Here is a 24,554-nt window from a genome sequence, read left to right on the forward strand (position 1 = left end):
AGGTACCACGCTGCCATGGGCGACGACCCTGACTGTAGACACGCAGGCCCTGCGTTCTTTTTTGCGACATCGCCCACCACGGTGCACGCCCATCGGTTGACACCGGCACGCAGCGGCGCCGCAGCATGCGGAGGCGAACATGCTCGCTAACGTGCTGCTGTTATTCGTCGCGCTGTTGCTGGTGCTGTTGAACGGATTTTTCGTTGCTGCCGAGTTTGCGCTGGTCAAGCTGCGTCATACCCAGGCCGTGGGCCTGGCGCAGACCAACGGGTGGCGCGGCCGCCTGCTGCTGGGCGTGCATGCGCATCTGGATGCGTACCTGTCGGCCTGCCAGCTCGGCATCACCCTGGCCTCGCTCGGGCTGGGCTGGGTCGGCGAGCCGGCCTTCGCGCACCTGCTGGCGCCGGTGTTCGATATGCTGGGCATGTCACCCGAGGCGGCGCAGTTCACCGCCCTGGCCATCGCCTTTAGCCTGATTTCCTTCCTGCACATCGTGCTGGGCGAGCTCGCCCCCAAGACCATGGCGATCCGGCGCCCGGAGCGCATGTCGCTGTGGACCGCAGCGCCACTGTACGTCTTCTACTGGGTCATGTTTCCGGCGATCTGGCTGCTCAATACCAGCGCCAACCGATTGTTGCGGCTGCTGGGCTGGGGCGATGTGGAGCATCAATCGCACCGTTATTCGCGCGAAGAATTGAAGCTGATCGTGGGACGACAGGACCCCAACGCGCCCACGCCGGACCATGGGTTGGCCCTGATGAGCCATGCGCTGGACCTGCCGGATCTGGTGGCCGGCGACCTGATGCGCCCGCGCGAGCACCTGCGCAGCCTGCGCGAAGGCATGACGCTGGAGGCGGTACTCGCCGAATTCAGCGAATCGCGCTACAGCCGCTACCCCTGGTTCGACGCCGATGGCGAGCAGGTGCTGGGCATCTTGCACACCAAGGATCTGCTGGTGGCGATGGCGCGCGGCCAGGACCTGGACGATCTGCGCCCGCTGCTGCGCCCACCGGCGCTGCTGCCCCTGGAAACCCCGATCCCCAGCGCGCTGGAGCAGTTCCGTACCGGCACCACCCATCTGGCGCTGTGCGTGGAAGACGAAGGCCGCATCCTGGGCTTCTTCACCCTGGAAGACCTGCTGGAAGTGGTGGTCGGCGAGATCGAGGACGAGCACCGCCATGTGGTGCGCGACGCGCCGGTGCGCAGTCAGGACGGCTCGCTGCTGGTGGCCGGCAGCACCTCGATCTTCCGCCTGGAACGCCTGCTCGGCCAGGACCTGAGCGCTCCGGACCATGTCAATTCGGTCGGCGGACTGATCGTGCATCAGCTGCAGCGGCTGCCCGAAGAAGGCGAAACCCTGGAGCTGGACGGCCACGCGCTGACCGTGCGGCGCATGGCTGGCCACCGCATCCAGGCAGTGACGGTGCGGCCGGTGGGCGAAGCCGGCGCCGGGGCGGCGTAGAATACCGGCCCCGCCAGCTTCCCAGTGCCCCTGCCCATGTCGGATTCCGCCCTGCTCGCCCTGTCCCCGCTCGACGGCCGCTATGCCTCCAAAGTGGACGCGCTGCGCCCGATCTTTTCCGAATACGGCCTGATCAGGGCGCGGGTGAAGGTGGAGATCGAGTGGCTGCTGGCCCTGGCCGCCGAGCCGGGCATTGCCGAGCTGGCGCCGTTTTCCGCCGCCGCCAGCCAGCGCCTGCGCGCGCTGGCCGACGATTTCAGCGTGACCCACGCCGCGCGGGTCAAGGAGATCGAGCGCACCACCAACCACGACGTCAAGGCGGTGGAGTACTTCATCAAGGAACAGCTCGCCGGCGACGCCGAGCTGGGCCCGGCGCTGGAATTCGTGCACTTTGCCTGCACCAGCGAGGACATCAACAACCTCAGCTACGGCCTGATGCTGGAGCAGGCGCGCCGCGAGGTCCTGCTGCCCGCGCTCGGCGGCATCGCCGCCTCGCTGCGCACGCTGGCGCATGCCCAGGCTGCCCAGCCGATGCTCTCGCGCACGCACGGCCAGACCGCATCGCCGACCACGCTCGGCAAGGAAATCGCCAATGTGGTGGCGCGCCTGGAGCGCCAGCGCAAGCAGATCGCCGCCGTGGAACTGACCGGCAAGATCAACGGCGCGGTCGGCAACTACAACGCGCACCTGGTGTCGTATCCACAGCTGGATTGGGCCGAATTCGCACAGCGCTTCGTCGAGAGCCTGGGCCTGGTGTTCAACCCGTACACCACCCAGATCGAGCCGCACGACAACGTGGCCGAAATCGGCGACGCCAGCCGCCGCGCCAACACCATCCTGATCGACCTGTCGCGCGACATCTGGGGCTACATCTCGCTGGGCTATTTCAAGCAGAAGCTCAAGGAAGGCGAAGTCGGCTCGTCCACGATGCCGCACAAGGTCAACCCGATCGACTTCGAAAATGCCGAAGGCAATTTTGGCATCGCCAACGCACTGTTCGAGCACTTCTCGGCCAAGTTGCCGATCAGCCGCTGGCAGCGCGACCTCACCGACTCCACCGTCCTGCGTGCGCTGGGCACCGCGTTCGGCCACACCCAGGTGGCGCTGGATTCGCTGGCCAAGGGCCTGGGCAAGCTGACCGTCAATCCCGAGCGCCTGGATGCCGACCTCGATGCGGCCTGGGAAGTGCTGGCCGAAGCCGTGCAGACGGTGATGCGCCGCCATGGCCTGCCTAACCCGTATGAGCAATTGAAGGCACTGACGCGTGGCCAGGGCATCACTGCCGCCTCGATGCAGGCGTTCGTGGAAAGCCTGCAGCTGCCGGAAGACGACAAGCAGCGCCTGCGTGCGCTGACCCCGGGCGGCTACATCGGCCTGGCCGAGCAGCTGGCACGCGCAGTCTGATCGCCTGCGGGACCGCCGTCATGGCAACAGCCGGACGCGACCGTAGTCCGGCGGCGGCGCCGGCCGCGGTCGCCAGCCGCGCAACCGGCGCATGCCTCGGCGCCGGACGCAAGAGCGGCGTCAACGGCCTGCCGCATCGCGGCTGGTATGGTGCCGGCCTCATCCAAGCAAAGGATTTCCCATGCGCGCAGTCCGGATTACACCTGTGCTGTTTGCATTGACCGGCATGGCCGCCTTGAGTGGCTGCAGCGCCGAGGGCCCAGCCGGCCAGGCCATGTCGGCCATGTCGGCCATGTCGTCCACGCTGACCGACCCGGCCAGCGGCGCCGATTGCGGCGGCAAGGACGTGCGGCTGACCCGTAACGACAGCGAGTGGATCCTGCACGGCGACTGCGGCACGGTCACCATCACCGCCTCGCGCGGCGCAATGAATCTGGACAAGGCCCGCGCCATTCGCGTGGAAGGCAGCAACTTCACCGTGCTCAATGCGCAGCTGGGCGAGCTCAGCGTGATCGGCCACGACAACACGCTCAATCTGACCAATGTCGACAGCGTCGACATCCAGGGCAACAAGAACCTGGTGCTGGCGCACGACGTGAAGCAGGTGCGGTTTTCCGGCAACGACAACACCGTCAATCCGTCCAGCAAGCCCACCCTGGATGATCGCGGCAGCGGCAACAAGGTGATGTAAGCCGCGCTGCACGTGGTTGCCGGTGCAGCACGCGCAGCCGCCTGGGCCACACTGCCAACCAGTGGTGATGTCATGCAGGTGCCCTTGCTGCCACAGCATCAAGCCGATCGGCGAGACACCCAGGCGCTGCATTCCAGCGCGAATTGCGTGAGCATAGCGATCGGCGCCGGCCGATCAGGGCCGCCGCGCCGCCACCAGGGTCACTTCACGCGGCTTGGCAGCGCCCCGCACGATCACGAACCGCAAGGTTTCGCCGACCTTGCGAGTGACCGCCGCTTTCAGCACATCGGCCTTGCTGCCTGCCACCGGGACGCCCTGCGCCGACACGATTGCATCGCCTACCTGCAGACCGGCCGCGGCGGCCGGCGATGCCGGCTTGATGCCATCGATCTTGACCGACGTGAGGGTGGGGTTGAACGAAAACCCCTCGCTTTCCACGGCAAAACTCAGACCGAACCACCCCTTCTCTTCCGCTGCCTGCACCGCGCCGCTGATGCTCAGCATGGCGGTCAGCAACAGCACACCCGCTGTCCAACGACGCATCGGTCAGTCCTTTGTCGAAAGCAGCGCATACCCCGCTGCGGTGACCCAGTATCGGGTTCCTGATGCGGCGCGCTCATGTGCCATCGGACACCCGCCCTTGCGTCACAGCACGGCGGGCGCCCGACCACCGTGCGGGCCGCATGGCGCCGCAGCGTGGTACACCCGACCACAGTCATCCGCACCGCATAGACCGAATCACCACCTCCCTGAAGCCTTGCCTGTTGCCGCCCTAGCGCGCAGGTGCAGATCCGGCGCAAGCATCGGACAATAGCGCCATTCGCGCCGGCCCTGCCCGCGCCCTCCGCATTCCATCGATACCCTGCAAGGACCCCACCATGGCTGCACGCAAGGCAACCCCTCCCGTCATCGAAGTCCAGGCCCGCCCGGGTCAGCCGTTGGGCATGCCGGTGGAGCGCTTTCTGCGCAATTACTGGCACAAGCACCCGCTGCTGATCCGCAATGCCTTCGCGGACTTCGCCTCGCCGCTGCAGCCGGAAGATCTGGCCGGCCTGGCCTGCGAAGACGGCGTGCTGGCACGCCTGATCAGCCACGACCGCGCCACCGACGGCTGGGACGTGCGCACCGGCCCATTCCAGGAAACCGACTTCCCGGGCCTGCCCGACCATGACTGGACCCTGCTGGTGCAGGACGTGGACAAGTGGGACGCCGACGTGCGCGCACTGCTGGAGCACTTCCGCTTCCTGCCGCGCTGGCGCATCGACGACATCATGATCAGCTTCGCGGCCACCGGTGGCTCGGTTGGCGCGCATGTCGACCATTACGACGTGTTCCTGCTGCAGGGCCAGGGCCAGCGCCGCTGGCAGATCGACGCACGCACCTCGCAGGGCCGCAAGCCCACGCCGCTCGCGTTCCGTGACGATGTCGACCTCAAGCTGCTGCGCGAGTTCAAGCCCACCCACGAGTGGGTGCTGGGCCCGGGCGACATGCTGTATCTTCCGCCGCTGGTGCCGCATCACGGTGTGGCCGAAGACGCCTGCCTGACGTTCTCCATCGGCACCCGCGCCCCGTCCTCGGCCGAGCTGATCGGCGATTACCTGGACACCTTGATCGCCGATGCCGACGAAGCGGTGCGTTACCACGATGAAGACCTCAAGGTGCCGACCGACCCGTACGAGATCGACGTCACCGCGATGAACCGCGTGGTCGCCGCGCTCAACGCGCTGCGCATGAACGACCCGGACCGCCTGGGCGACTGGTTCGGCCGGTTCATGACCACCTACCGCGCCTCCGGCGACGTGGTGCCCGCGCCCGAGCCGATCCCACGCGAAGCGGTGGAACAGGCCCTGGACGAAGGCGTGGTGCTGTACCGCCACCCGTGGTCGCGCTTGGCCTGGCGGCGCGCCAAGCGCGGCGCCACGCTGTTCTGCAGCGGCCTGGAATTTGCGCTCTCCGCCAAGGACGCCGCACGCCTGGCGGCCGCCGAGGAAGTCGATGGCGCGCTGTACGGCCAGCTGACGGCACGCGGCCGCGAGGTAGTGCTGGAGCTGCTGGCCCAGGGCCATTACCAGCGCGCCCATGAGGATACGCACGAGGACATCGAGGACATCGACGACGCACAGGCAGCAGCGCTGAGCGTGTCGGCCGATCACGACGACGCGCATGACGATGCCGATACCGTGGAGGCCGACGATGCCATCGACGACGCTGCGGAGGTCGAGGAGGTCGCTGACGACGCGGATACCCCGGAAGAGCGCGTCGATTCCGCCGAAGCGGAGCTCGGCGAGAACGAGAACGGGGACGACGACGAAGATGCCTCGGACATCGACGAAGACCAAGGCAGCTCTCCTCGTCCATGAGCCCACACCGCAGGCCACAGATCGTTTCGCTGGACCCGGCCACCGACGCTGCCGCCCTGCGTACGCTGCGCCTGGCCTGCAGCGCGGCCCCGGGCGCTTCGGCCGGGGCCGAGTGGGACGCGCTGGACCCGCTCAGCCTGCACCTGGCCGCGCGCACCGAGGAGGGCCAACTGGTCGCCTCGGTCCGGCTGACCCCGGACCGGCGCGTCGACCGGCTCGGCTTGGTGCCGGACTGGCGCCGCTGCGGCCTGTCGGATCAACTGCTTGCCGCCGCCGTGGCCAGCGCCGCCCAGCGTGGCTGGCCCAGCCTGCAGGCCCGTGTGACTGCAAACGCCGGGGCGGTCTTCGCACGTCAGGGCTTTCTTCCCGACGGCCCTGCCAACCTGTCACCCGACTGCAGCGCCGATGCCGTCGATCCACCCGGCACGCCGGTCCATCGCCGGCTCGACGGCCCCATGGCGGTGGATACCCTCGGTGCGGCCCTGGCCGCCACCACCGGCCTGCTGTGCAGCGCGCGGCGGCAATTGCTGATCTATACCCGCGCCCTGGACCCGCCCCTGTTCGACAATCCCGGGGTACTGGATGCACTGCGACGCTTCGCCACTGCACGGCACGACAAGCGCGTGCAGGTGCTGGTGCAGGACACCGCCAGCGCCGCGGCCAGCAGCAGCGCGATGTTGCGTCTGGCCCAGCGCCTGCCCAGCGTGTTCCGGTTCCGCGCCGTCAGCGATCCTGTCGATACCAGTTATGCATCGGCATATGTGGTCGGCGATGACGCCTACTACTTTCGTCCAACAGGCCATCGTTTCGACGACGGCGAAACCTGGCTGTCCGGCGCGGCCCGCAGTCGCCAGCTGGAGCGCGAATTCGCGCAGATATGGGAGCGCAGCGCGCTCTGGAACGAGCCGCGCGCACTCGGCATCTGACGCCGCAACGCCCTTGCCACGTAGGCGCGATGCCGATTGGTCTACCCGGCCGGTCAGCTTGCAGACGCCCCCTCACCAGCGCAAGGGGGTATAATTTTTCGAGATTCGATACCGACCGATAGGGCATCTCGCCCTGCCGCTTCCGAACAGTCATCCCCACAGCAGACCCGACTTACCATCGTGGATAATCTCCTAAAGCAGTTCGCGCAGTCATCGCAGCTCGCCGGCGGCAACGCCGCCTATATCGAGGATCTGTACGAGCAGTACCTCGTCGCCCCGGACAGTGTCGATCCGAAGTGGAAGAGTTATTTCGACGGCTTCAATGGTCGCGATGCCGGTGATGTGCCGCACTCGGCGGCCATTGCCCACATCCTCAGCGCCTCCAAGCAGGCCGCCCATGCCGGGACCGGCGCGGGCGCCAGCGACGAGCGCGAGCGCAATGTCGGCCGCTTGATCACTGCCTACCGTGCGCGCGGTCACCTGGGCGCACAGCTCGATCCGCTCGGGCTCACCCCGCCGGTCAACCCGCCCGATCTGGACCTGCCGTTCCATAGCCTCTCGCAGGCGGACATGGACAGCGAGTTCAGCACCGGTGGCGTCGGCGGCCAGCCGCGGATGAAGCTGAAGGATCTGCTGGCCCGCCTGAAGGCGACCTACGCCAGCACCATCGGCGCAGAGTTCATGCACATCCAGGAGTTCGACCAGCGCCAGTGGATTTACCGGCGCCTGGAAGATGCGGGCGGCCGGATTGCCGGCGATGCGGCCAGCCGCAAGCGCACCCTGGAGCGGCTCACCGCCGCCGAAGGCCTGGAGCGCTACCTGCACACCAAGTACGTCGGCCAGAAGCGTTTTTCGCTGGAAGGCGGCGACTCGCTGATTCCGATGATGGACGAGATCATTCGCCAGTCCGGCAACGATCAGGTCAAGGACATCGTGATCGGCATGGCCCACCGCGGCCGCCTCAACGTGCTGGTCAATACGCTGGGCAAGAACCCGCGCAAGCTGTTCGACGAATTCGAAGGCAAGTTCGAGCATGCCCATGACGACCGCGCGCACACCGGCGACGTCAAGTACCACATGGGCTTCTCGGCCGACATCGCCGTCGGCACCGACAAGCAGGTGCATCTGGCGCTGGCGTTCAATCCCTCGCACCTGGAAATCGTCGACCCGGTCGTGGTGGGCAGCGTGCGCTCCCGCCAGGAGCGTTTCGGCGATGCCGAGCGCAAGAGCGTGCTGCCGATCCTGATCCACGGCGATGCCGCGTTTGCCGGCCAGGGCGTGGTGATGGAGCTGTTCCAGATGTCGCAGGCACGCGGTTTCGCGGTCGGCGGCACGGTGCACATTGTCGTCAACAACCAGATCGGCTTCACCACCAGTACCCGCGACGACGCCCGCTCCACGCTGTACTGCACGGATGTGGCCAAGATGATCGGCGCGCCGGTCTTCCACGTGAACGGCGACGACCCGGACGCGGTGATGTTCGTGTCCAAGCTGGCCTACGAATTCCGCCAGCAGTTCAAGAAGGACGTGGTCATCGACCTGGTCTGCTACCGCCGCTGGGGCCATAACGAAGCCGATGAACCGGCAGCGACCCAGCCGGTGATGTACCAGACCATCCGCAAGCACAAGACCACCCGCGAGCTCTACGCCGCCAAGCTGGAAAGCGAGGGCGTGCTGAGCGCCGACGAGGCCAAGGCGCTGGTGGACGGCTACCGCAACAAGCTGGATTCGGGCGAGTACACCACCGAACTGGCCAAGCGCAAGCCGGATGAATTCGCCATCGATTGGTCCAAGTATCTGGTCGGCACCGCCGCCGACCCGGTGGACACGCGCGTCAAGCGCGATCAGCTGGACCGTCTGGCCAAGCTGATCACCACCATCCCCGAGGGCGTGGAGCTGCACGCCCGCGTTGCCAAGATCTACGACGACCGCGTCAAGATGGCCGCTGGCGATCAGCTCGGCGACTGGGGCTTTGCCGAAAACCTCGCCTACGCCACCTTGCTGGCCGAGGGCCACAAGCTGCGTCTGGTGGGCCAGGATGCCGGTCGTGGCACGTTCTTCCACCGTCACGCGATCCTGCATGACCAGAAGAACGACAACTACTATCTGCCGCTGCGCCAGCTGGTCGAGAACCCGGAAGACGCCACCATCATCGATTCGCTGCTCAGCGAAGAAGCGGTGATGGGCTTCGAGTACGGCTATTCCACCACCGACCCGAATGCGCTGTGCATCTGGGAAGCGCAGTTCGGCGACTTCGCCAACGGCGCGCAGGTGGTGATCGACCAGTTCATCGCCGCCGGCGAAGCCAAGTGGGGCCGTATCGCGGGCCTGTCGCTGTTCCTGCCGCACGGCTACGAAGGCCAGGGCCCGGAGCACAGCTCTGCGCGTCTGGAGCGCTTCCTGCAGCTGTGCGCGCTGGAGAACATGCTGGTTTGCGTGCCGACCACGCCGGCGCAGTGCTTCCACATGATCCGTCGCCAGATGCGTATGACCACCCGCAAGCCGCTGGTGGTGATGACGCCCAAGTCGCTGCTGCGCCACAAGCTGGCGGTGTCCAGCCTGGAAGAGCTGGCCGACGGGCAGTTCCAGCATCTGATCCCGGACGCCAAGGCCGACGCGGCCAAGGTCAAGCGCGTGGTGTTGTGCTCGGGCAAGGTCTATTACGACCTGCTCGAAGACCAGACCAAGCGTGGCCAGGACGATGTCGCCATCGTGCGTATCGAGCAGCTGTACCCGTTCCCGCGGGCGCAGCTGGCAGCCGAGCTCAAGGGCTATGCCAATGCCACCGACGTGGTGTGGTGCCAGGAAGAACCGCAGAACCAGGGTGCGTGGTACCAGATCCGCCATCACTTGAACTTCTGCCTGGCCGGTGGCCAGAGCCTGCATTACGCCGGCCGCGCCCGTTCGCCCTCGCCTGCCGCCGGCCACATGGCCGACCACATCGCCGAACAGCAGAAGCTGGTCGCCGATGCGTTGCTCAATCCGTTCAACGACCAAGTCGCTGAATAACTCCTTCCCCAAAGAACGAAAACCCTAGGACGCTCCCCGAATGGCCACCGAAGTCAAAGTTCCGGTACTGCCCGAATCCGTTTCCGACGCCACCATCGCCAGCTGGCACAAGAAGGCCGGTGAAGCGGTCAAGCGCGACGAGAATCTGGTCGACCTGGAAACCGACAAGGTCGTGTTGGAAGTTCCTTCGCCGGTCGACGGCGTGTTGAAGGAAATCAAGTTCGAGACCGGCAGCACGGTCACCAGCAACCAGATTCTGGCGATCATCGAAGAAGGCGCCGTGGCTGCGGCTGCACCGGCCGAAGAGAAGAAGGCCGATGCACCGGCCGCTGCAGCAGCGCCTGCTGCCGCGCCGGCCCCGGCTGCTGCCGCGGCACCTGCACCGGCGTCCAAGTCCGCTGCAGATTCGCTGCCGCCGGGTGCGCGCTTTGCCGCGATCACCCAGGGCGTGGATCCGTCGCAGGTCGAGGGCACCGGCCGTCGCGGCGCCGTGACCAAGGAAGACATCGTCAACTTCGCCAAGGCCGGCGGCGTGGGCAAGGCCTCCGGCGCCCGTCCGGAAGAGCGCGTGGCAATGACCCGCGTGCGCAAGACCATCGCCAAGCGCCTGATGGAGTCCAAGAACTCCACCGCGATGCTGACCACCTTCAACGAAGTCAACCTGGCCAAGGTGTCGGCCGCACGCAAGGAGCTGCAGGACGAGTTCCAGAAGGCGCACGGCATCAAGCTCGGTTTCATGAGCTTCTTCGTCAAGGCCGCCGCCAACGCGCTGCAGCGCTTCCCGCTGGTCAACGCCTCGATCGACGGCGACGACATCATCTATCACGGCTACAGCGACATCTCGATTGCCGTCTCCACCGACAAGGGCCTGGTCACGCCGGTGCTGCGTAACGTCGAGCGCCAGTCGTTTGCAGAGGTCGAACAGGGCATCGCCGATTACGCCGCCAAGGCGCGCGCCGGCAAGCTGGGCCTGGACGATCTGCAGGGCGGCACCTTCACCATCACCAATGGCGGCACCTTCGGCTCGCTGCTGTCCACCCCGATCATCAACCCGCCGCAGAGCGCCATCCTGGGCATGCACGCGATCAAGGAACGTCCGATCGCCGAGAACGGCCAGGTCGTGATCGCGCCGATGATGTATCTGGCACTGTCCTACGACCACCGCATCATCGACGGCAAGGACTCGGTGCAGTTTCTGGTCGACATCAAGAACCAGCTGGAAAACCCGGGCCGCATGCTGTTCGGCCTTTAAGAGCCGGGAATCGGGAATGGAGAGTCGGGAATGGGACAAGCGCCCACCGCCCGCTCCATTCCCGCCTGGACCTGGATGGCACGCGACAGGCGCATGCGCTGTTGCGATTCCCCATTCCCTATTCCCCATTCCCGTGAGCAAATGAAATGAGCGAACAATTCGACGTCGTCGTCATCGGTGCCGGTCCGGCCGGTTATCACGCCGCCATCCGCGCGGCCCAGCTGGGCATGAAGGTCGCCTGCATCGACGCCGCACTCGGCAAGGACGGCAAGCCCGCCCTGGGCGGTACCTGCCTGCGCGTGGGCTGCATCCCGTCCAAGGCGCTGCTGGATTCTTCGCGCCAGTTCTGGAACATGGGCCACCTGTTCGGCGACCACGGCATCAGCTTCAACGACGCCAAGATGGACGTGCCCACCATGATCGGCCGCAAGGACAAGATCGTGAAGCAGTTCACCGGCGGCATCGCGATGCTGTTCAAGGCCAACAAGATCACCCCGTACTACGGCTTCGGCCAGCTGCAGCCGGGCAACATCGTCAAGGTGACCCAGCACGAAGGCGGCGAAATCGAGCTGAAGGGCACCAACGTGATCCTGGCGGCCGGTTCGGAATCGATCGAGCTGCCGTTCGCCAAGTTCGACGGCGACACCATCGTCGACAACGTCGGCGGCCTGGATTTCACCTCCGTTCCCAAGCGTCTGGCCGTCATCGGCGCTGGCGTCATCGGCCTGGAGCTGGGCAGCGTGTGGAAGCGCCTGGGCGCCGAGGTCACCATCCTCGAAGCGCTGCCCGACTTCCTGTCGCTGGCCGATGCCGAAGTGGCCAAGACCGCGTTGAAGGAATTCAAGAAGCAGGGCCTGGACATCAAGCTCGGCGCCAAGGTCAGCAAGACCGAGATCACCGGCAGCGGCGATGCCAAGCAGGTGGTGCTCAGCTACACCGACGCCGCGGGCGAGCAGACCCTGACCGTGGACAAGCTGCTGGTGGCCGTGGGCCGCAAGGCCGCGACCAAGAACCTGCTGGCCGACGGCACCGGGGTCAAGGTCACCGACCGTGGCCAGATCGAGGTCGACGGGCATTGCCACACCGGCGTGGACGGCGTGTGGGCAATCGGCGACTGCGTGCGCGGCCCGATGCTGGCGCACAAGGGCTTCGAAGAAGGCATTGCGGTGGCCGAACTGATCGCCGGCCTGCCGGGCCACGTCAACTTCGACACCATTCCGTGGGTCATCTACACCGAACCGGAGATTGCCTGGGTGGGCAAGACCGAGCAGCAGCTCAAGGCCGAGGGCGTCGCCTACAAGGCTGGCAGCTTCCCGTTCGCGGCGATTGGGCGTGCGGTCGCCATGGGCGAGCCGGCCGGCTTCGTCAAGGTGATTGCCGATGCCGAGACCGACCGCGTGCTGGGCATGCACCTGGTGGGCGTGGGCGTGTCCGAGCTGGTGCACGAAGGCGTGCTGACGATGGAGTTCAACGGCTCGGCGGACGATCTGGCGCGCATCTGCCACGCGCACCCGACCCTGTCCGAGGCGATCCACGATGCCGCGATGGCCGTGAGCAAGCGCGCGATCCATAAGGCGAACTGAGGCCGGGAATCGGGAGTGGGGAATCGGGAATCGTAGAAGCGCTCCCTTGCTCACTCTTGTGCTGACGCCGGACCTAGGTCCGGCGTCATGCGTTCCGGCTTCCGCTTTTGCTCTTGCTTTAACCATTCCCAATTCCCCACTCCCCATTCCCGAATCCCATGAAAAGCATCTGCGTCTACTGCGGTTCCAACGCCGGTAACAAACCGGCCTATGCCGAACGCGCCACCGCCCTGGGCACGCGCATCGCCGAGCAAGGCCTGCGGTTGGTTTACGGCGGTGGCAATGTCGGCCTGATGGGCACGGTGGCCAACGCGGTACTCGCCGCCGGCGGCCAGGTCACAGGGGTGATCCCCAAGCAGCTGGCGGACTGGGAAGTGGCGCACCGCGGACTGACCGAGCTTGAGATCGTCGGCTCGATGCACGAGCGCAAGATGCGCATGTTCGAGCTGTCCGATGCCTTCGTCGCCCTGCCCGGCGGTTTCGGCACCATGGAAGAGATTTTCGAAATGCTGACCTGGCGCCAGCTCGGCATCGGCAACAAGCCCTGCGCGTTCCTGGATATCGAAAATTTCTATGCGCCGCTGATCGGCATGATCGATCGCATGGTGGAAGAACGGTTCCTGCACCCGGATCAGCGCACCGACCTGTGGTACGGCGCCGATATCGCGCAGATGCTGGAGTGGATGCAGCACTACACGCCGGCGCAGGCGTCCAAGTGGATCGACGAGAAGCGTCGCGCGACGCTGGTGTAGTCGAGGACACCTCAAGCTCACCTGGTTTCATCGCGCGCCGTGCCTGCGACGACGTGCGGTGAAACTGGCCGGCACCCGCGTCAACTCGCCGATCCACCGAGGGTGAGATCGCTCGCCACTATTCCATCCGCAACGGCTGCGCTCCGCGGCCGCAGCGCCAACCCGACAGCCAGGGTCTGCCAGTCCGCCACCACGACTGCGGCAACCGGCATCGCTGCCTCGCTTAGAATGGCAGCGATGCTCGATACCCTCGCCGCTGACGCGCACCACAGCCTGGACATCAAGCACAGCCGCTTTCTGGCCCATGCCTGTGCGCTCGACACTGCGGCCCAGGCGCTGGAGATCGTGCAGCGCGTCTCCACGCCCGATGCCACGCACAACTGCTGGGCCTATCGCTTTGGGCAGGATTACCGCTCCAGCGACGATGGCGAGCCGAGCGGCACTGCCGGCCGGCCGATCCTGGCGGCCATCGACGGCCAGGGATTCGATCGGGTGGTGGTGATCGTCACGCGCTGGTATGGCGGCATCAAGCTTGGTGCCGGAGGACTGGTCCGCGCCTATGGTGGCACCGCCGCCGAATGCCTGCGCCTGGCAACGCGGCGGCCGTTGATCGCGGTCACGCTGCTCGACCTGCACTGCCAGTTCGACGATCTCGGCCTGGTGCATGCCGCGCTTGCCGCCTTCCACGCCGACAAACTGGACGAGCAGTTCGACGCGACAGGCGCAGCGCTACGCGTGCAACTGCCTGCAGATCAGCTTGCCGGCTTGAAAACGCGCCTGTGCGACGCCACTCGCAATCGTGTCCATCTCTCACTTCCGGAAACCGCATGAATCAGCCAGCCGCCAGGCCCAGTCCGTTGCGGAAGCTTGGCAGCCTGCGCACCTTGTGGCCATTCGTGCAACGCCAGCGCGGCCTGTTCGCGGCATGGCTGATTGCGCTGGCGGTGTCGTCGGCGGCCACGCTGAGCCTGCCGGCCGCGGTCAAGCGCATGATCGACCACGGCTTCTCCGGTGGCGCACAGATCAACCAGGCATTCGCGCTGCTGTTTGCGGTGGCGGTGGTGCTGGCGTTGGCCACGGCGGCGCGCTTCTACTTCGTTTCGCTGCTGGGCGAAAAGGTCGTCGCCGACCTGCGCGGGCGGCTGTACGCGCACCTGATCGGACTGGATGCCGGGTTTCACGACCGCAGCCGCAGCGGCGAGCTGGTGTCGCGGCTGTCGGCAGACAGCGAACTGCTGCGTGGGCTGATCGGCACCACCATGTCGGTGGCGCTGCGCAGCTCGGTGACGGTGATCGGCAGCATGGTGATGTTGTTCGTCACCAGCCCGCGCCTGGCCGGCTTCACCCTGATCGGCATTCCGCTGGCGGTGCTGCCGATCGTGCTGGGCGCACGCCGGCTGCAGAAGATCTCGCGTGCCAGCCAGGACCGCGTAGCCGATGCCAATACCCTGGCGGCCGAAACGCTGGGCGCAGTGCGCACCGTGCAGGCGCATGCGCGCGAACGCTACGAAAGCCAGCGCTTCAGCCAGGCGCTGTTTGCCGCCATCGACACCGCGCGGCTGCGGATCCGCACCCAGGCCGGCGTCACTGCGGTGGCGATCGTGCTGATCTTCGGCGCCATCGTCGCGGTGCTGTGGCTGGGCGCGCACGACGTGGTGGCCGGGCGCATGACGCCGGGCACGCTGGGGCAGTTCGTGCTGTATGCCTTGATTGGCGGCGGCTCGGTCGGCGCGCTGGCCGAGGTCTGGAACGAGTTGCAACGTGCTGCCGGCGGCATGGGCCGGGTCGGCGAACTGCTCGAAGAACAACCGGCGATCGTGGCGCCGCCCGTGCCCACGCCGCTGCCGCACCCCCTGCGTGGCGCGATCCATTTCGACCAGGTGGTGTTCCATTACCCGCAGCGTCCTGACACGCCGGCGCTGGATGGCTTCGACCTGCAGGTCAGCCCCGGCGAAACCGTAGCCCTGGTCGGCCCCTCGGGAGCCGGCAAGAGCACCGTGCTGTCGATGCTGCTGCGCTTCCATGACCCGGCCAGCGGCAGCGTGCGCATCGACGGGGTGGACCTGCGCCAGACCGACCCGGTGCGGCTGCGCGAACACATCGCCCTGGTCCCGCAACAACCCACCCTGTTTGCCGCCAGTGCAGCCGACAACATCCGCTACGGTCGGCTGGAGGCCAGCGCGGCCGACGTGGAAGCCGCGGCCACCGCTGCGGAGGCAGATGGCTTCCTGCAGGCACTGCCGCAGGGCTACGCCAGCGAACTCGGCGAGCGCGGCACGCGCCTGTCCGGTGGCCAGCAGCAACGCGTGGCGATCGCGCGTGCGCTGCTCAAGGACGCGCCGATCCTGTTGCTGGACGAGGCCACCAGCGCACTGGACGCGCAGAGCGAGCGCGCCGTGCAACAGGCACTGGACCGACTGATGCAGGGCCGCACCACCCTGGTCATCGCGCACCGCCTGGCCACCGTGCTCAAGGCCGACCGCATCGTGGTCATGGATGCCGGCCGCATCGTGGCACAGGGCACGCATGCGCAGCTGATCGCCGAAGGTGGCCTGTATGCCGAGCTGGCGCGCTTGCAGTTCATCGATCAATGACCCCGGCTTGATCCCGACCCGTGGGGCGATGCGTGTCGGCCGAGCCGGCGCAGCGCCCCCGGGCAAACTGCCCCGACCGACGTGCCCATGCCCCGCCCCAAGACCACCCTCCGCCAGCTCAGTTATTTCGTCGCGCTGGCCGATACCGGCAGCTTCACCCGTGCCGCCGACCAGATGGGCGTCTCGCAGCCGTCGCTGTCGCAGCAGATCCGTGCGCTGGAAACCATCATCGGTGCGCCGCTGTTCGAGCGCGGCGTGCCGGCCATCCTGACCCCGCTGGGCCGCGACCTGCTCGACCGCGCGCGCAGCATCCTGCTCGACGTCACCGATCTGGAGGAAGTGCGCGCCACCTCGGCCGATCCGTTGATCGGCACGATTCGCCTCGGTGTCTCGCCGACCCTGGGCGCCTATCTGATGCCCAGCCTGGTCGCGCGCCTGCACCGCGAGCACCCGGCGCTGCGCGTGCATGTGCGCGAGGGTCTGCCGACGGTGCTGGCCAGCGACCTGGCCAACGGCGTGCACGACCTGATCCTGGCGCAATTGCCGGTGGCCGGACGCAGCCTGCACAGCGAGCGGCTGTTCCGCGAACCGCTGCACGTCACCATGGCTGCCGATCACCCGCTGCGCAGCAAGCGCTGGATCACCCCGGCCGACCTGTGCGGCGCCAACCTGCTCACCCTGATGCCGGAGTACCGCCTGGCCGAACAGGTGGCCGCCATTGCGATGGAGGTCGGTGCCCATGTCCTGCGCGATTACGAAGGCACCAGTCTGGATGCGATCCGCCAGATGGCCGGCATGGGCATGGGCCTTGCATTGCTCCCGGACCTGTACGTACGCCAGGAAATCCGCGAAGGCGACGACGTGGTGGTTCGGCCGGTCAAAGGCGGGCGCTACTATAGGGAGATCGGTTTGCTCTGGCGGCAGGGTGCCGGTCGCGCGCCCGCCTTCGGTTTGATCGCCGATCTGCTGCGTGCGGTAGCCGCATAGGAAAATCCTATGCGCTGAATAAGCGCCGCAGCCTTGTTCCAGGGCCGGCAACTCGTCAATGTTTCACTGAACTCATCAACGGATAGCGAATGGCGGCCAAGCGGATCGGATGGCGGGAAGCGGTGGGCTGGCTGGCGGAAATCGTCGGGCCGGACATGCCGTATGTGCGTCTTGCCATGGTGTACGGCGTTGCGATCAGCTTGCTGTCGCTGGCCACGCCCATCTCGGTGCAGTTGCTGATCAACAGCGTTGCCAACACCGCGCTGCCCACCCCGCTGTGGACGCTGTCGGGCCTGTTGCTGGGGTTGCTGCTGCTGGTGACCTGCCTGAGCGCCATGCGGGTGTGGATGATGGCGTTGTTCGAGCGCCGCCTGTTCGCGCGGGTGGTGGCCGAGATCACCGTGCGTGCGGTGCACGCGCAGAACCCGTTCTTCGCCGACCAGAACCGTGGCGACGTGTTCAACCGCTACTTCGATCTGGTGGTGGTGCAGAAAGCCGTGCCTAGCCTGGCGGTCGGCGCCTTCACCATCGTGCTGCAATCGGCGGTGGGCCTGATCGTCACCAGTTTCTACCACCCGTTTTTCCTGGGCTTCAACGCGTTGCTGCTGCTCACCATCTTCTCGATCTGGATGATCTGGTCGCGCGGCTCGATCCGCACCGCGGTCGAGCTGAGCCACGCCAAGCACAATGCCGCGCACTGGCTGGAAAGCGTCGGCGGCTCCAACGGTTTCTACAAATCCAGCCGCCACCTCAATTTCGCGATGGACCGCTCCGAGGCGGTCACCGCTGCCTACGTCGCACAGCATCGGCGTCATTTCCGCTACACCTTCACCCAGACCGTGGCGTTCCTGCTGACCTATGCCGTGGCCAGCGCAGCGCTGCTGGCGCTGGGCGGCAGCCTGATCCTGCGCGGCGAATTGTCGATCGGCCAGCTGGTGGCGGCCGAGCTGATCCTCAGCGCGGTGTTCTACGGCATTGCGCAGCTGGGCTCGTACCTGGACGTGTTTTACGACCTGGTCGCCAGCGCAGAAGAACTGTCGTTGCTGTACGCCATCCCCCAGGAACGCGCGGTGGCCGCGGCCGGCAAGACGCCCGGCAACAGCGCGGTGCGGCTGGATGGCGTGGTGATCGAAGGGGCGCGGTTCGATTTCGCCCTGGACGCCGGCGAGCAGCTGGTGACGCTGGCCGACGGCGGCGCGGAGCGCTTGCTGGCGATGGTGCTCAAGCGGCACGTGGTACCCGATCGCGGCCTGGTGATGGTGGGCGGCGCCGACATGGCCACCTTCGACATGTACCTGCTGCGTTCGGAAGTGACCGTGCTCGATCGCCCGACCATCGTGGAGGTCACCATCCGCGAATACCTGGCGATGGCCTCGGCCGATGTGACGTCCGAAGCGATGCTCGAAGCCATCGACACGGTGGGGCTGCGCGCGCGCATCGCCGCGCTGCCGCAGGGCCTGGACACCCGGCTTGCTGCTTCCGGCTTCCCGCTGTGGATCGGCGAGGTGATGGCGCTGAAGCTGGCCAATGCGCTGCTGGTGCGCCCGCGCGTGCTGATGTTGTCGCAGCTGTACGACCTGTTGCCCGCCGAGCGCCTGACCCGGGTGCTGCGCCGCTTGAAGGAGGCCGGAACCACCGTCCTGCTGTGCACCGGCCGGCCGGAGGACATCACCCTGGATGGCTGGTTCCGGCTGGAGCCCGAGCGCCAGCAACGTTACGCCACCCGCGCCGAACTGATCGCATCCACCCAGGAGGCAGACAATGCAGCACGCCCCTGACCGGATCGCGCACTTCCCTACCCTGGCGTCCATGCGGCCGCCCAGCATCGCCAAGGTGCTGGCGTGGATGCTGCTGATCGGCGTTGCCATCGCTGCGTCCATCCTGGCGTTCGCCCCCTGGGTGCAGACTGCCAGCGGCAAGGGCCAGGTGGTCTCGCTCGATCCCGGCGATCGCCAGCAACAGGTCACCGCCTTCGTGCCCGGCCGGGTCGAGCGCTGGTACGTGCACGATGGCCAGCATGTGTCCAAGGGCGACCCGATCGCCCGCGTCGGCGACCTGGACCCGGATCTGCTCGCCCGCCTGGCCAGCGAGCGCGCGCAGGTGGCGGCGGAGATCACCGCCATCCAGCAGTCACGCGCGGTTGCCAGCATTGATGTCGCGCGCAGCAAGCAGTTGCTGGACGAAGGGCTGGCCGGCCGCCGCGACTACGAGCTGACCCAGATCAAGGTGGCCGAGGCCGACGCCAAGCTGGCCGAGTCGCGCGCCAAGCTGACCCGCATCGACATCCAGTTGAACCGCCAGTCCGCGCAGCTGGTGCGCGCGCCGCGCGATGGCCGCGTGCAGCAACTCAACGCCGCCAGCGGCAGCGCCATGGTCTCGCCCGGCACGGTGCTGGCGGTGATCGCGCCGGAGCGCGTGGAGCGCGCGGTGGAGCTGTATATCGACGGCCGCGATGTGCCGCTGATCCGTCCCGGCCGCCCGGTGCGGCTGGAGTTCGAAGGCTGGCCGGCGATCCAGTTCAGCGGCTGGCCGTCGGTGGCGCACGGCATGTTCGACGGCCGCGTGCGCGCCATCGACCCCAACGCCGCGCCCGACGGCCTGTTCCGCATCCTGGTCGAACCGCAGCCTGGCAAACCGGCATGGCCGGCGCAGGAATTCGCCCGCCAGGGCGGCAAGGTGCGCGGCTGGGTGCAGGGCGAAACGGTGCGGGTGGGCTACGAACTGTGGCGCCAGCTCAACAACTTCCCGCTGGAATTTGGCCGCCGCCCCGCCGCGACCACGCAGGAGGATGGCAAGGCCAAGCCTGCCGCCTCCAAGTCCGAAGACGAGGAGACGGGCAAGAAATGAGGCACCGTCTGCTTGTCCTGCTGATCGCACTGTGCCCCGGTGCGGCATTCGCCCAGGCCGCGCCGCTGAGCCTGGACGAGGTGCTGCAATCGTCCGCCCGTTCCGCACCGCAGATCGTCGAAGCGCTGGCAAAGGTGCGCCAGGCCGAAGGCAAGGGCATCTCCGCCGACGGTGCGTTCGACACCGTGTTCGATATCGAGGGCCGCTCGCGCGAGGCCGGCTATTACGACGGCAGCACCATCGAAACCGGCGTCAAGCGGCCGTTCGAGAACAACGGCGGTTACTACTACGGTGGCTACCGCTCGTCGCGTGGGTCGTTTCCGGTCTACGAAGACAAGTCCTATACCGACCGCGGCGGCGAAGTGAAGGTCGGGGCGCTGTATGCCTTGCTGCGCGACCGCGTGGTCGACGAACGCCGCACCCGTCGCAGCGTCGCCAGCGCCGACATCGATGTGGCCCAGTACGAAGCGGAAATGGTGGCGATCGGCGTGCAGCGCCGCGCCGTGGATGCCTACCAGAGCTGGGTGGCAGCCGGCTTGAAGTTGCGCGCATACAAGGACCTGCTGGAGTTGGCCGAGCGGCGACGCAACGCGATTTCGCGGCAGGTCACGCTGGGCGCGCGCCCAACCATCCTGCTGACCGAGAACGACCAGAACCTGGTTCGCCGTCGTGCCCTGGTGGTGCGCTCGGAGCAGGACTTTGCCAACGCCGCCAACGCGTTGTCGCTGTACCTGCGCGACGAGGCCGGCATGCCGCTGATCGTCTCCACCGAGCGTCTGCCGGCCGACACCTCCGCGCTGGAAGGGCTGGCCGGTGCCAGCAAGATCACCGCGCCGGTGGAACGCCCGGATTACCGCGCAGTGCTGACCCGCATCGATCAGGCCACCGCACGACTGATGCTGGCGCAGAACGATCTGAAGCCACGGCTGGATGTCAGTTTCGAGGTCAGCAAGGATCTGGGCGACCCGGGCGTGGGTGGCCCAAACCGCTCGCAGACCGATGCGATCATCGGGTTCCGCTTCAGCGTGCCGCTGGAAAATCGCTCCGCCAAGGGCCGCGTGGCCGAAGCGCGCGCCGAGATCGAGGCGCTGGACCAACGCAGCCGTTTCCTGCGCGACCAGATCTCGGTGGAGGTGGAATCCATCGTCATCTCGCTCAATGCCGCCGAGCGCCTGGCCAAGATCGCCGACGAAGAACGCGGCCTGGCCGACCGCCTGGCTGCCGCCGAACGACGCCGCTTCGAGCTGGGCTCGGGCGATTTCTTCCTGGTCAATCAGCGCGAGGAAACCGCCAACGACGCGCGCGTGCGCCTGATCGATGCGCAGGCGCGCATCGCGTCGGCACGCGCCGAACTGGCCGCTGCCACGGCCGACCGGGACGCGCTGCAACTGAGCCGTTGACGCGTGGCGCTTTGGCAGGGGCGCCAGGTACTGCCTGGCGCCCCTGCCAACCCGGGTCTTGAGGTTTTTCGCGCAAGCGATTGTGCGCGCGGCCTTGGCAAGCGCCCGCGTCAGCCGCGTGCTGCAGGCACCCAGTTTCCGCGCCATCGCTCTTGGCGGTCCCGCGTCATTGCCGCGACCGGCGGTAGTGTGAACGTGCACATCGTCCGCTGCAGCGTTGCCGGGCGCGCATGACATAGCAGCGCGCCCAGCGGGCTCGACCTTCCCGCTGTCACCGGATTGCGCGATGACGCCGGGGTAACACGTGGCTACGCATGCTCGGCGTGCCAGCACGCGCTGGTGGTGCGGGCCGATGATCCGCATTGCAACCCTCGACTCTTTCAGAGGTGCCTATGTCTTTCCGGCAATTTCCCGCGATTGGTGCAGATGGCGAGCCGTACATCATCATCGAGTTCCGCGACGAGCACGCATCCACATCCGAAACGCATGCCGCGCCGCGGTATGAGCTACCCGATGGCCGCCATCTGCAGCGGCAAGGCCAGCGTTTCGTGACCGAAGGCGGCGAGCTGCAGCTTTCCATGCCTTGAGACGGTGTTGATCATTTTTTGACCAGCCAACTGGCAGCCTTTGCCGCGCAAGGGCTGCGCCCGGTTATCCACATGCTTGTGCAGCTTTCATCCACACCCTGTGTGGATGAAACTGTTGGCGGCTGCCTGTGCTTCGCGCAGGCGCTGTCTTAGCGCACCGAACAACTGCGCGGCGCATGTGCACGCTCGAGTGCGCTACGGTGAACGCACAAGCGTCGGACAGTGAACCGACAGGGCTTCAACTGATGGCGCGATCCGACCGTTCCAGGACGCGCCCGATGCCACTGCGGTCGATCTCGCTCGCGGCCTGGGTCAGCGCCACCCGGTCGCTGTCGGGCTCGAAGCCGATCCGGAAGTGCAACTCGCCCACCGGCGTACGCGAGGAATGGATCGACGACAGATTCACCCCATGCTGCTCGAACACATGCAACAGCGCGCGCAGCGAACCAGGCTGGTCTTCCGGCAGGTACACGCTCAGGGTCAGCGGCTCGGTGAGATCTGCCAGCAGATAGCCCACCCGTTCGTAGGTGTAGTTGCCGGCGGCCAATGCGTCGTGTTGCAGGGCCTGCGCGTTGTCGTGCAGGAACCGGGCCCGGAACTGCGCGCGTGCGGCATCGTCGCCCTGCGCGACGAGTGCACGCAGCTGTTGCAGCTGCAAGACCAAGCGGTCGAGCATTTCGCCCACGTACGGGTTGCCGAACTGGATGTCTTCGTAGATCGCGGGGTTGAGCGAGAGAATTCGCGCGATCACCGCCGTGTCCAGCTCGAACGATGCCGAGCGATACGGCATCAAGGCCTGCAACTGGCCCAGCAGCGGCGCGTAGTCGCGCAAGGTGCCGGCCTGTGCCAGATGGGTGGCATGCACCATCGCCTGCACCAGCGCCATCACCCGGTCATGGTGCTCGGGCGTGGCGTAGACGCATTCGGCCTGCAGGGCCGTGCACAAGGCCTGTACCCATGTGGACCAGCGCTGCAGGCGCGCTTCGCACACCACCATCACCCGCCCCTTCAGCGTGGGCGACTTGGGTGGCGCAGTCATCGGATGCAGGCCGACCACCTCGGCCGGCGATGCCAGCATCGCCGCCACCGGCGCCTGCTTGATCGAGGTGACATCCATCCACAGCTGCGATGCCGCGCGCGCGCCGGCAAGCGCGACATAGCGCTCGATCAAGGCGGCGGTGTGGCGAATGGGCGCGGAAAAAATCAGCACGTCCGCCCGCTGCGCCAGGGTGGCTTCGTCGATGCCGCCACTGTCGGCAGGATCGAAGCCGATCACTTCCAGCTGCATGCGCGTGCGCAGGAACTGCGCCAGCCAGCGTCCGTACGCGCCGGCAATGCCGACGATGCCGACGACCGGCTGGGGAATCATGCCAGGCGCTCGACGGCAAAGCGCGGCGATGCCGCAAGCGCAGCCGGCGCGGCGGCCAGCACGTCGAATTCTTCGTACCCCGCCGCCAAGGTCGCCTCCAGTGCGCTGTGCACGCCACTGAGCGCGTGGCCCACCGCCTGCTCAAACGGTACATCGCGCAGCAATAAGCCGATCAGCAGGGCCATCAGCACATCGCCGGTGCCGGCCACGTCCACAGGCAGATGCGGGCTGGCCCAGCGATAGACCGCCTCCGTGCTGACCGCCAGGGTGACCAGCTCGCCTGCTGCACCGGCCACACTGTGGGCGAGCACCCACTGCGGCCCGCGTGCCAGCAAGGCACGTGCGGCGGCGATGGCATCGTCCTGCTGTAGGCTGGGCATGCCGGTCAATCGCCCCAGTTCGAAGGCATTGGGCGTAACCAGCCAGGCGTGCGGCAGCAGGCGTTCGGCAAAGACGCGCTCCAGTCCCGGTTCGACGTAGGGACCGGTGTGCGTGTCGCCAATCACCGGATCCAGGCAGTAACGCAGCTGCGGCGCCTGCGGCAAGGTCTGCTCCAGCCAATCGGCGAAGGCTTCGCCATTGGCCAGGCTGCCGAAGTAACCGGAGACCAGCATGCGTGCGCGCTGCGGCAGGCCCCGTTCGGTGGCGCCGAGCAACAAATCCGCCAGCCAGTCGGCTGGCAGGATGCGCCCGCGCAGGGTCGCGTAGAACGGCGCATTGCTCAGCAGCGTCGTCGGCACTTCGGCCACACGTAGCCCCAGCGCGCGCAGCGGCGGCACCGCAGCGCTATTTCCGGCGTGACCGTAGACCAGTTGCGACTGCACCGAGATCACATCGATCGGCGAAGGACCGTCGGGGCGCTGGCGGCGACCGTGGACGAGGTGGCTGTCGGTTGCATCGCTCATGGGGTGGCCGTCTTCGAAGAGATGACGCCATTATCCTCCGAACGCGTGAGCGGATACGCGGGTAGTGGATCAGTGTGATCCGGCGTGTACAGATGGCACGAGATGGCAGCTGCTCGATGCATTGCCATACCGAGCGCGATTGAGCGTTGCCAAGACCGCGCCTGGCGTGTCCATGATGATGCGAGGGCAGTGGCTGCCACGTTCGGCCATCGATTGAGGGACGAGCGGCTGATGCCCCTGCAGGCTCACCCTCATCCGCCCTTCGGGCACCTTCTCCCGATGGGAGAAGGAAGATCGTTTTTCTGCCGTTTTCTGGCGTTGCAGAGGACACGATTGCGTCATCGACCGCGAGCGACGGATGCCCTGCACGCGCATCCTCATCCGCCCTTCGGGCAGCTTCTCCCGATGGGAGAAGCTAGATCGTTT

At 66.8% G+C, this 24,554-nt stretch carries 19 protein-coding genes; 16 read left to right on the forward strand and 3 right to left on the reverse strand.

Annotated elements, in window-relative coordinates:
- Nucleotides 1-139 precede the first annotated feature (139 nt).
- The 3 genes from XnspCFBP7698_RS08940 to XnspCFBP7698_RS08950 all read left to right on the forward strand — a co-directional run bounded on the left by XnspCFBP7698_RS08940 (nt 140) and on the right by XnspCFBP7698_RS08950 (nt 3,557).
- Nucleotides 140-1,462, forward strand: coding sequence for a hemolysin family protein (locus XnspCFBP7698_RS08940; protein WP_104580016.1), 1,323 nt, complete (start codon nt 140-142; stop codon nt 1,460-1,462).
- Between the two features lie 36 nt (nt 1,463-1,498).
- Nucleotides 1,499-2,866, forward strand: a complete 1,368-nt coding sequence (purB, locus tag XnspCFBP7698_RS08945; protein WP_104580015.1) for an adenylosuccinate lyase — start codon at nt 1,499-1,501, stop codon at nt 2,864-2,866.
- Nucleotides 2,867-3,047: 181 nt separating this feature from the next.
- Nucleotides 3,048-3,557 carry a DUF3060 domain-containing protein gene (locus XnspCFBP7698_RS08950; protein ID WP_052077080.1) on the forward strand — a complete coding sequence of 170 codons (510 nt, stop codon included), beginning with the start codon at nt 3,048-3,050 and terminating at the stop codon, nt 3,555-3,557.
- Nucleotides 3,558-3,731: 174 nt separating this feature from the next.
- Here the strand turns inward: XnspCFBP7698_RS08950 and XnspCFBP7698_RS08955 are convergent, their stop codons facing one another.
- Nucleotides 3,732-4,100 carry a PDZ domain-containing protein gene (locus XnspCFBP7698_RS08955; RefSeq protein ID WP_326520488.1) on the reverse strand — a complete coding sequence of 123 codons (369 nt, stop codon included), beginning with the start codon at nt 4,098-4,100 and terminating at the stop codon, nt 3,732-3,734.
- A gap of 335 nt (nt 4,101-4,435) precedes the next feature.
- Here XnspCFBP7698_RS08955 and XnspCFBP7698_RS08960 point away from each other — a divergent pair, with 335 nt between their 5' ends.
- From XnspCFBP7698_RS08960 to XnspCFBP7698_RS09020, 13 genes are all read left to right on the forward strand, one after another.
- Complete coding sequence (locus XnspCFBP7698_RS08960) at nt 4,436-5,917, forward strand: cupin domain-containing protein (RefSeq protein WP_047696713.1); 1,482 nt, start codon at nt 4,436-4,438, stop codon at nt 5,915-5,917.
- The gene (locus XnspCFBP7698_RS08965) at nt 5,914-6,843 is read left to right on the forward strand and encodes a GNAT family N-acetyltransferase (RefSeq protein ID WP_047696715.1); all 930 of its coding nucleotides are present in this window, start codon (nt 5,914-5,916) and stop codon (nt 6,841-6,843) included. Before XnspCFBP7698_RS08960 ends, XnspCFBP7698_RS08965 begins: the two co-directional genes overlap by 4 nt.
- Nucleotides 6,844-7,023: 180 nt before the next feature.
- Nucleotides 7,024-9,852: a 2-oxoglutarate dehydrogenase E1 component gene (locus tag XnspCFBP7698_RS08970; RefSeq protein WP_047696717.1), complete on the forward strand. Its 2,829-nt coding sequence runs from the start codon at nt 7,024-7,026 to the stop codon at nt 9,850-9,852.
- A 40-nt stretch (nt 9,853-9,892) separates the two neighbouring features.
- Nucleotides 9,893-11,104 carry a dihydrolipoyllysine-residue succinyltransferase gene (sucB, locus tag XnspCFBP7698_RS08975; RefSeq protein WP_047696719.1) on the forward strand — a complete coding sequence of 404 codons (1,212 nt, stop codon included), beginning with the start codon at nt 9,893-9,895 and terminating at the stop codon, nt 11,102-11,104.
- A gap of 146 nt (nt 11,105-11,250) precedes the next feature.
- Nucleotides 11,251-12,687, forward strand: a complete 1,437-nt coding sequence (gene lpdA / locus XnspCFBP7698_RS08980; RefSeq protein ID WP_104580014.1) for a dihydrolipoyl dehydrogenase — start codon at nt 11,251-11,253, stop codon at nt 12,685-12,687.
- 158 nt (nt 12,688-12,845) lie between these two features.
- A complete protein-coding gene (locus XnspCFBP7698_RS08985) occupies nt 12,846-13,439 on the forward strand; it encodes a TIGR00730 family Rossman fold protein (RefSeq protein WP_047696722.1) in 594 nt (197 codons plus the stop codon).
- 228 nt (nt 13,440-13,667) lie between these two features.
- Complete coding sequence (locus tag XnspCFBP7698_RS08990; protein ID WP_166752727.1) at nt 13,668-14,270, forward strand: YigZ family protein; 603 nt, start codon at nt 13,668-13,670, stop codon at nt 14,268-14,270.
- The gene (locus tag XnspCFBP7698_RS08995; RefSeq protein WP_104580013.1) at nt 14,267-16,033 is read left to right on the forward strand and encodes an ABC transporter transmembrane domain-containing protein; all 1,767 of its coding nucleotides are present in this window, start codon (nt 14,267-14,269) and stop codon (nt 16,031-16,033) included. Before XnspCFBP7698_RS08990 ends, XnspCFBP7698_RS08995 begins: the two co-directional genes overlap by 4 nt.
- A gap of 87 nt (nt 16,034-16,120) precedes the next feature.
- Nucleotides 16,121-17,020: a hydrogen peroxide-inducible genes activator gene (locus XnspCFBP7698_RS09000; protein WP_104580012.1), complete on the forward strand. Its 900-nt coding sequence runs from the start codon at nt 16,121-16,123 to the stop codon at nt 17,018-17,020.
- 89 nt (nt 17,021-17,109) lie between these two features.
- Nucleotides 17,110-18,798 (forward strand): ABC transporter ATP-binding protein, encoded by a 1,689-nt coding sequence (locus tag XnspCFBP7698_RS09005; RefSeq protein ID WP_047696729.1) that lies wholly within the window; start codon nt 17,110-17,112, stop codon nt 18,796-18,798.
- Nucleotides 18,782-19,867 carry an HlyD family efflux transporter periplasmic adaptor subunit gene (locus XnspCFBP7698_RS09010; RefSeq protein WP_039403259.1) on the forward strand — a complete coding sequence of 362 codons (1,086 nt, stop codon included), beginning with the start codon at nt 18,782-18,784 and terminating at the stop codon, nt 19,865-19,867. The genes XnspCFBP7698_RS09005 and XnspCFBP7698_RS09010 overlap by 17 nt, the downstream gene beginning before the upstream one ends.
- Nucleotides 19,864-21,267 (forward strand): TolC family protein, encoded by a 1,404-nt coding sequence (locus XnspCFBP7698_RS09015; protein ID WP_104580011.1) that lies wholly within the window; start codon nt 19,864-19,866, stop codon nt 21,265-21,267. The genes XnspCFBP7698_RS09010 and XnspCFBP7698_RS09015 overlap by 4 nt, the downstream gene beginning before the upstream one ends.
- Nucleotides 21,268-21,659: 392 nt before the next feature.
- Nucleotides 21,660-21,854 carry a hypothetical protein gene (locus tag XnspCFBP7698_RS09020; protein WP_104580010.1) on the forward strand — a complete coding sequence of 65 codons (195 nt, stop codon included), beginning with the start codon at nt 21,660-21,662 and terminating at the stop codon, nt 21,852-21,854.
- Between the two features lie 238 nt (nt 21,855-22,092).
- Here XnspCFBP7698_RS09020 and XnspCFBP7698_RS09025 read toward each other — a convergent pair whose 3' ends face one another.
- Nucleotides 22,093-23,223 carry a prephenate dehydrogenase gene (locus XnspCFBP7698_RS09025; RefSeq protein WP_104580009.1) on the reverse strand — a complete coding sequence of 377 codons (1,131 nt, stop codon included), beginning with the start codon at nt 23,221-23,223 and terminating at the stop codon, nt 22,093-22,095.
- Nucleotides 23,220-24,128: a pyridoxal kinase gene (pdxY, locus tag XnspCFBP7698_RS09030; RefSeq protein ID WP_104580008.1), complete on the reverse strand. Its 909-nt coding sequence runs from the start codon at nt 24,126-24,128 to the stop codon at nt 23,220-23,222. Before pdxY ends, XnspCFBP7698_RS09025 begins: the two co-directional genes overlap by 4 nt.
- Nucleotides 24,129-24,554 lie beyond the last annotated feature (426 nt).

It is taken from the genome of Xanthomonas sp. CFBP 7698, from assembly GCF_003600855.1.
GTDB lineage: Bacteria > Pseudomonadota > Gammaproteobacteria > Xanthomonadales > Xanthomonadaceae > Xanthomonas > Xanthomonas cannabis.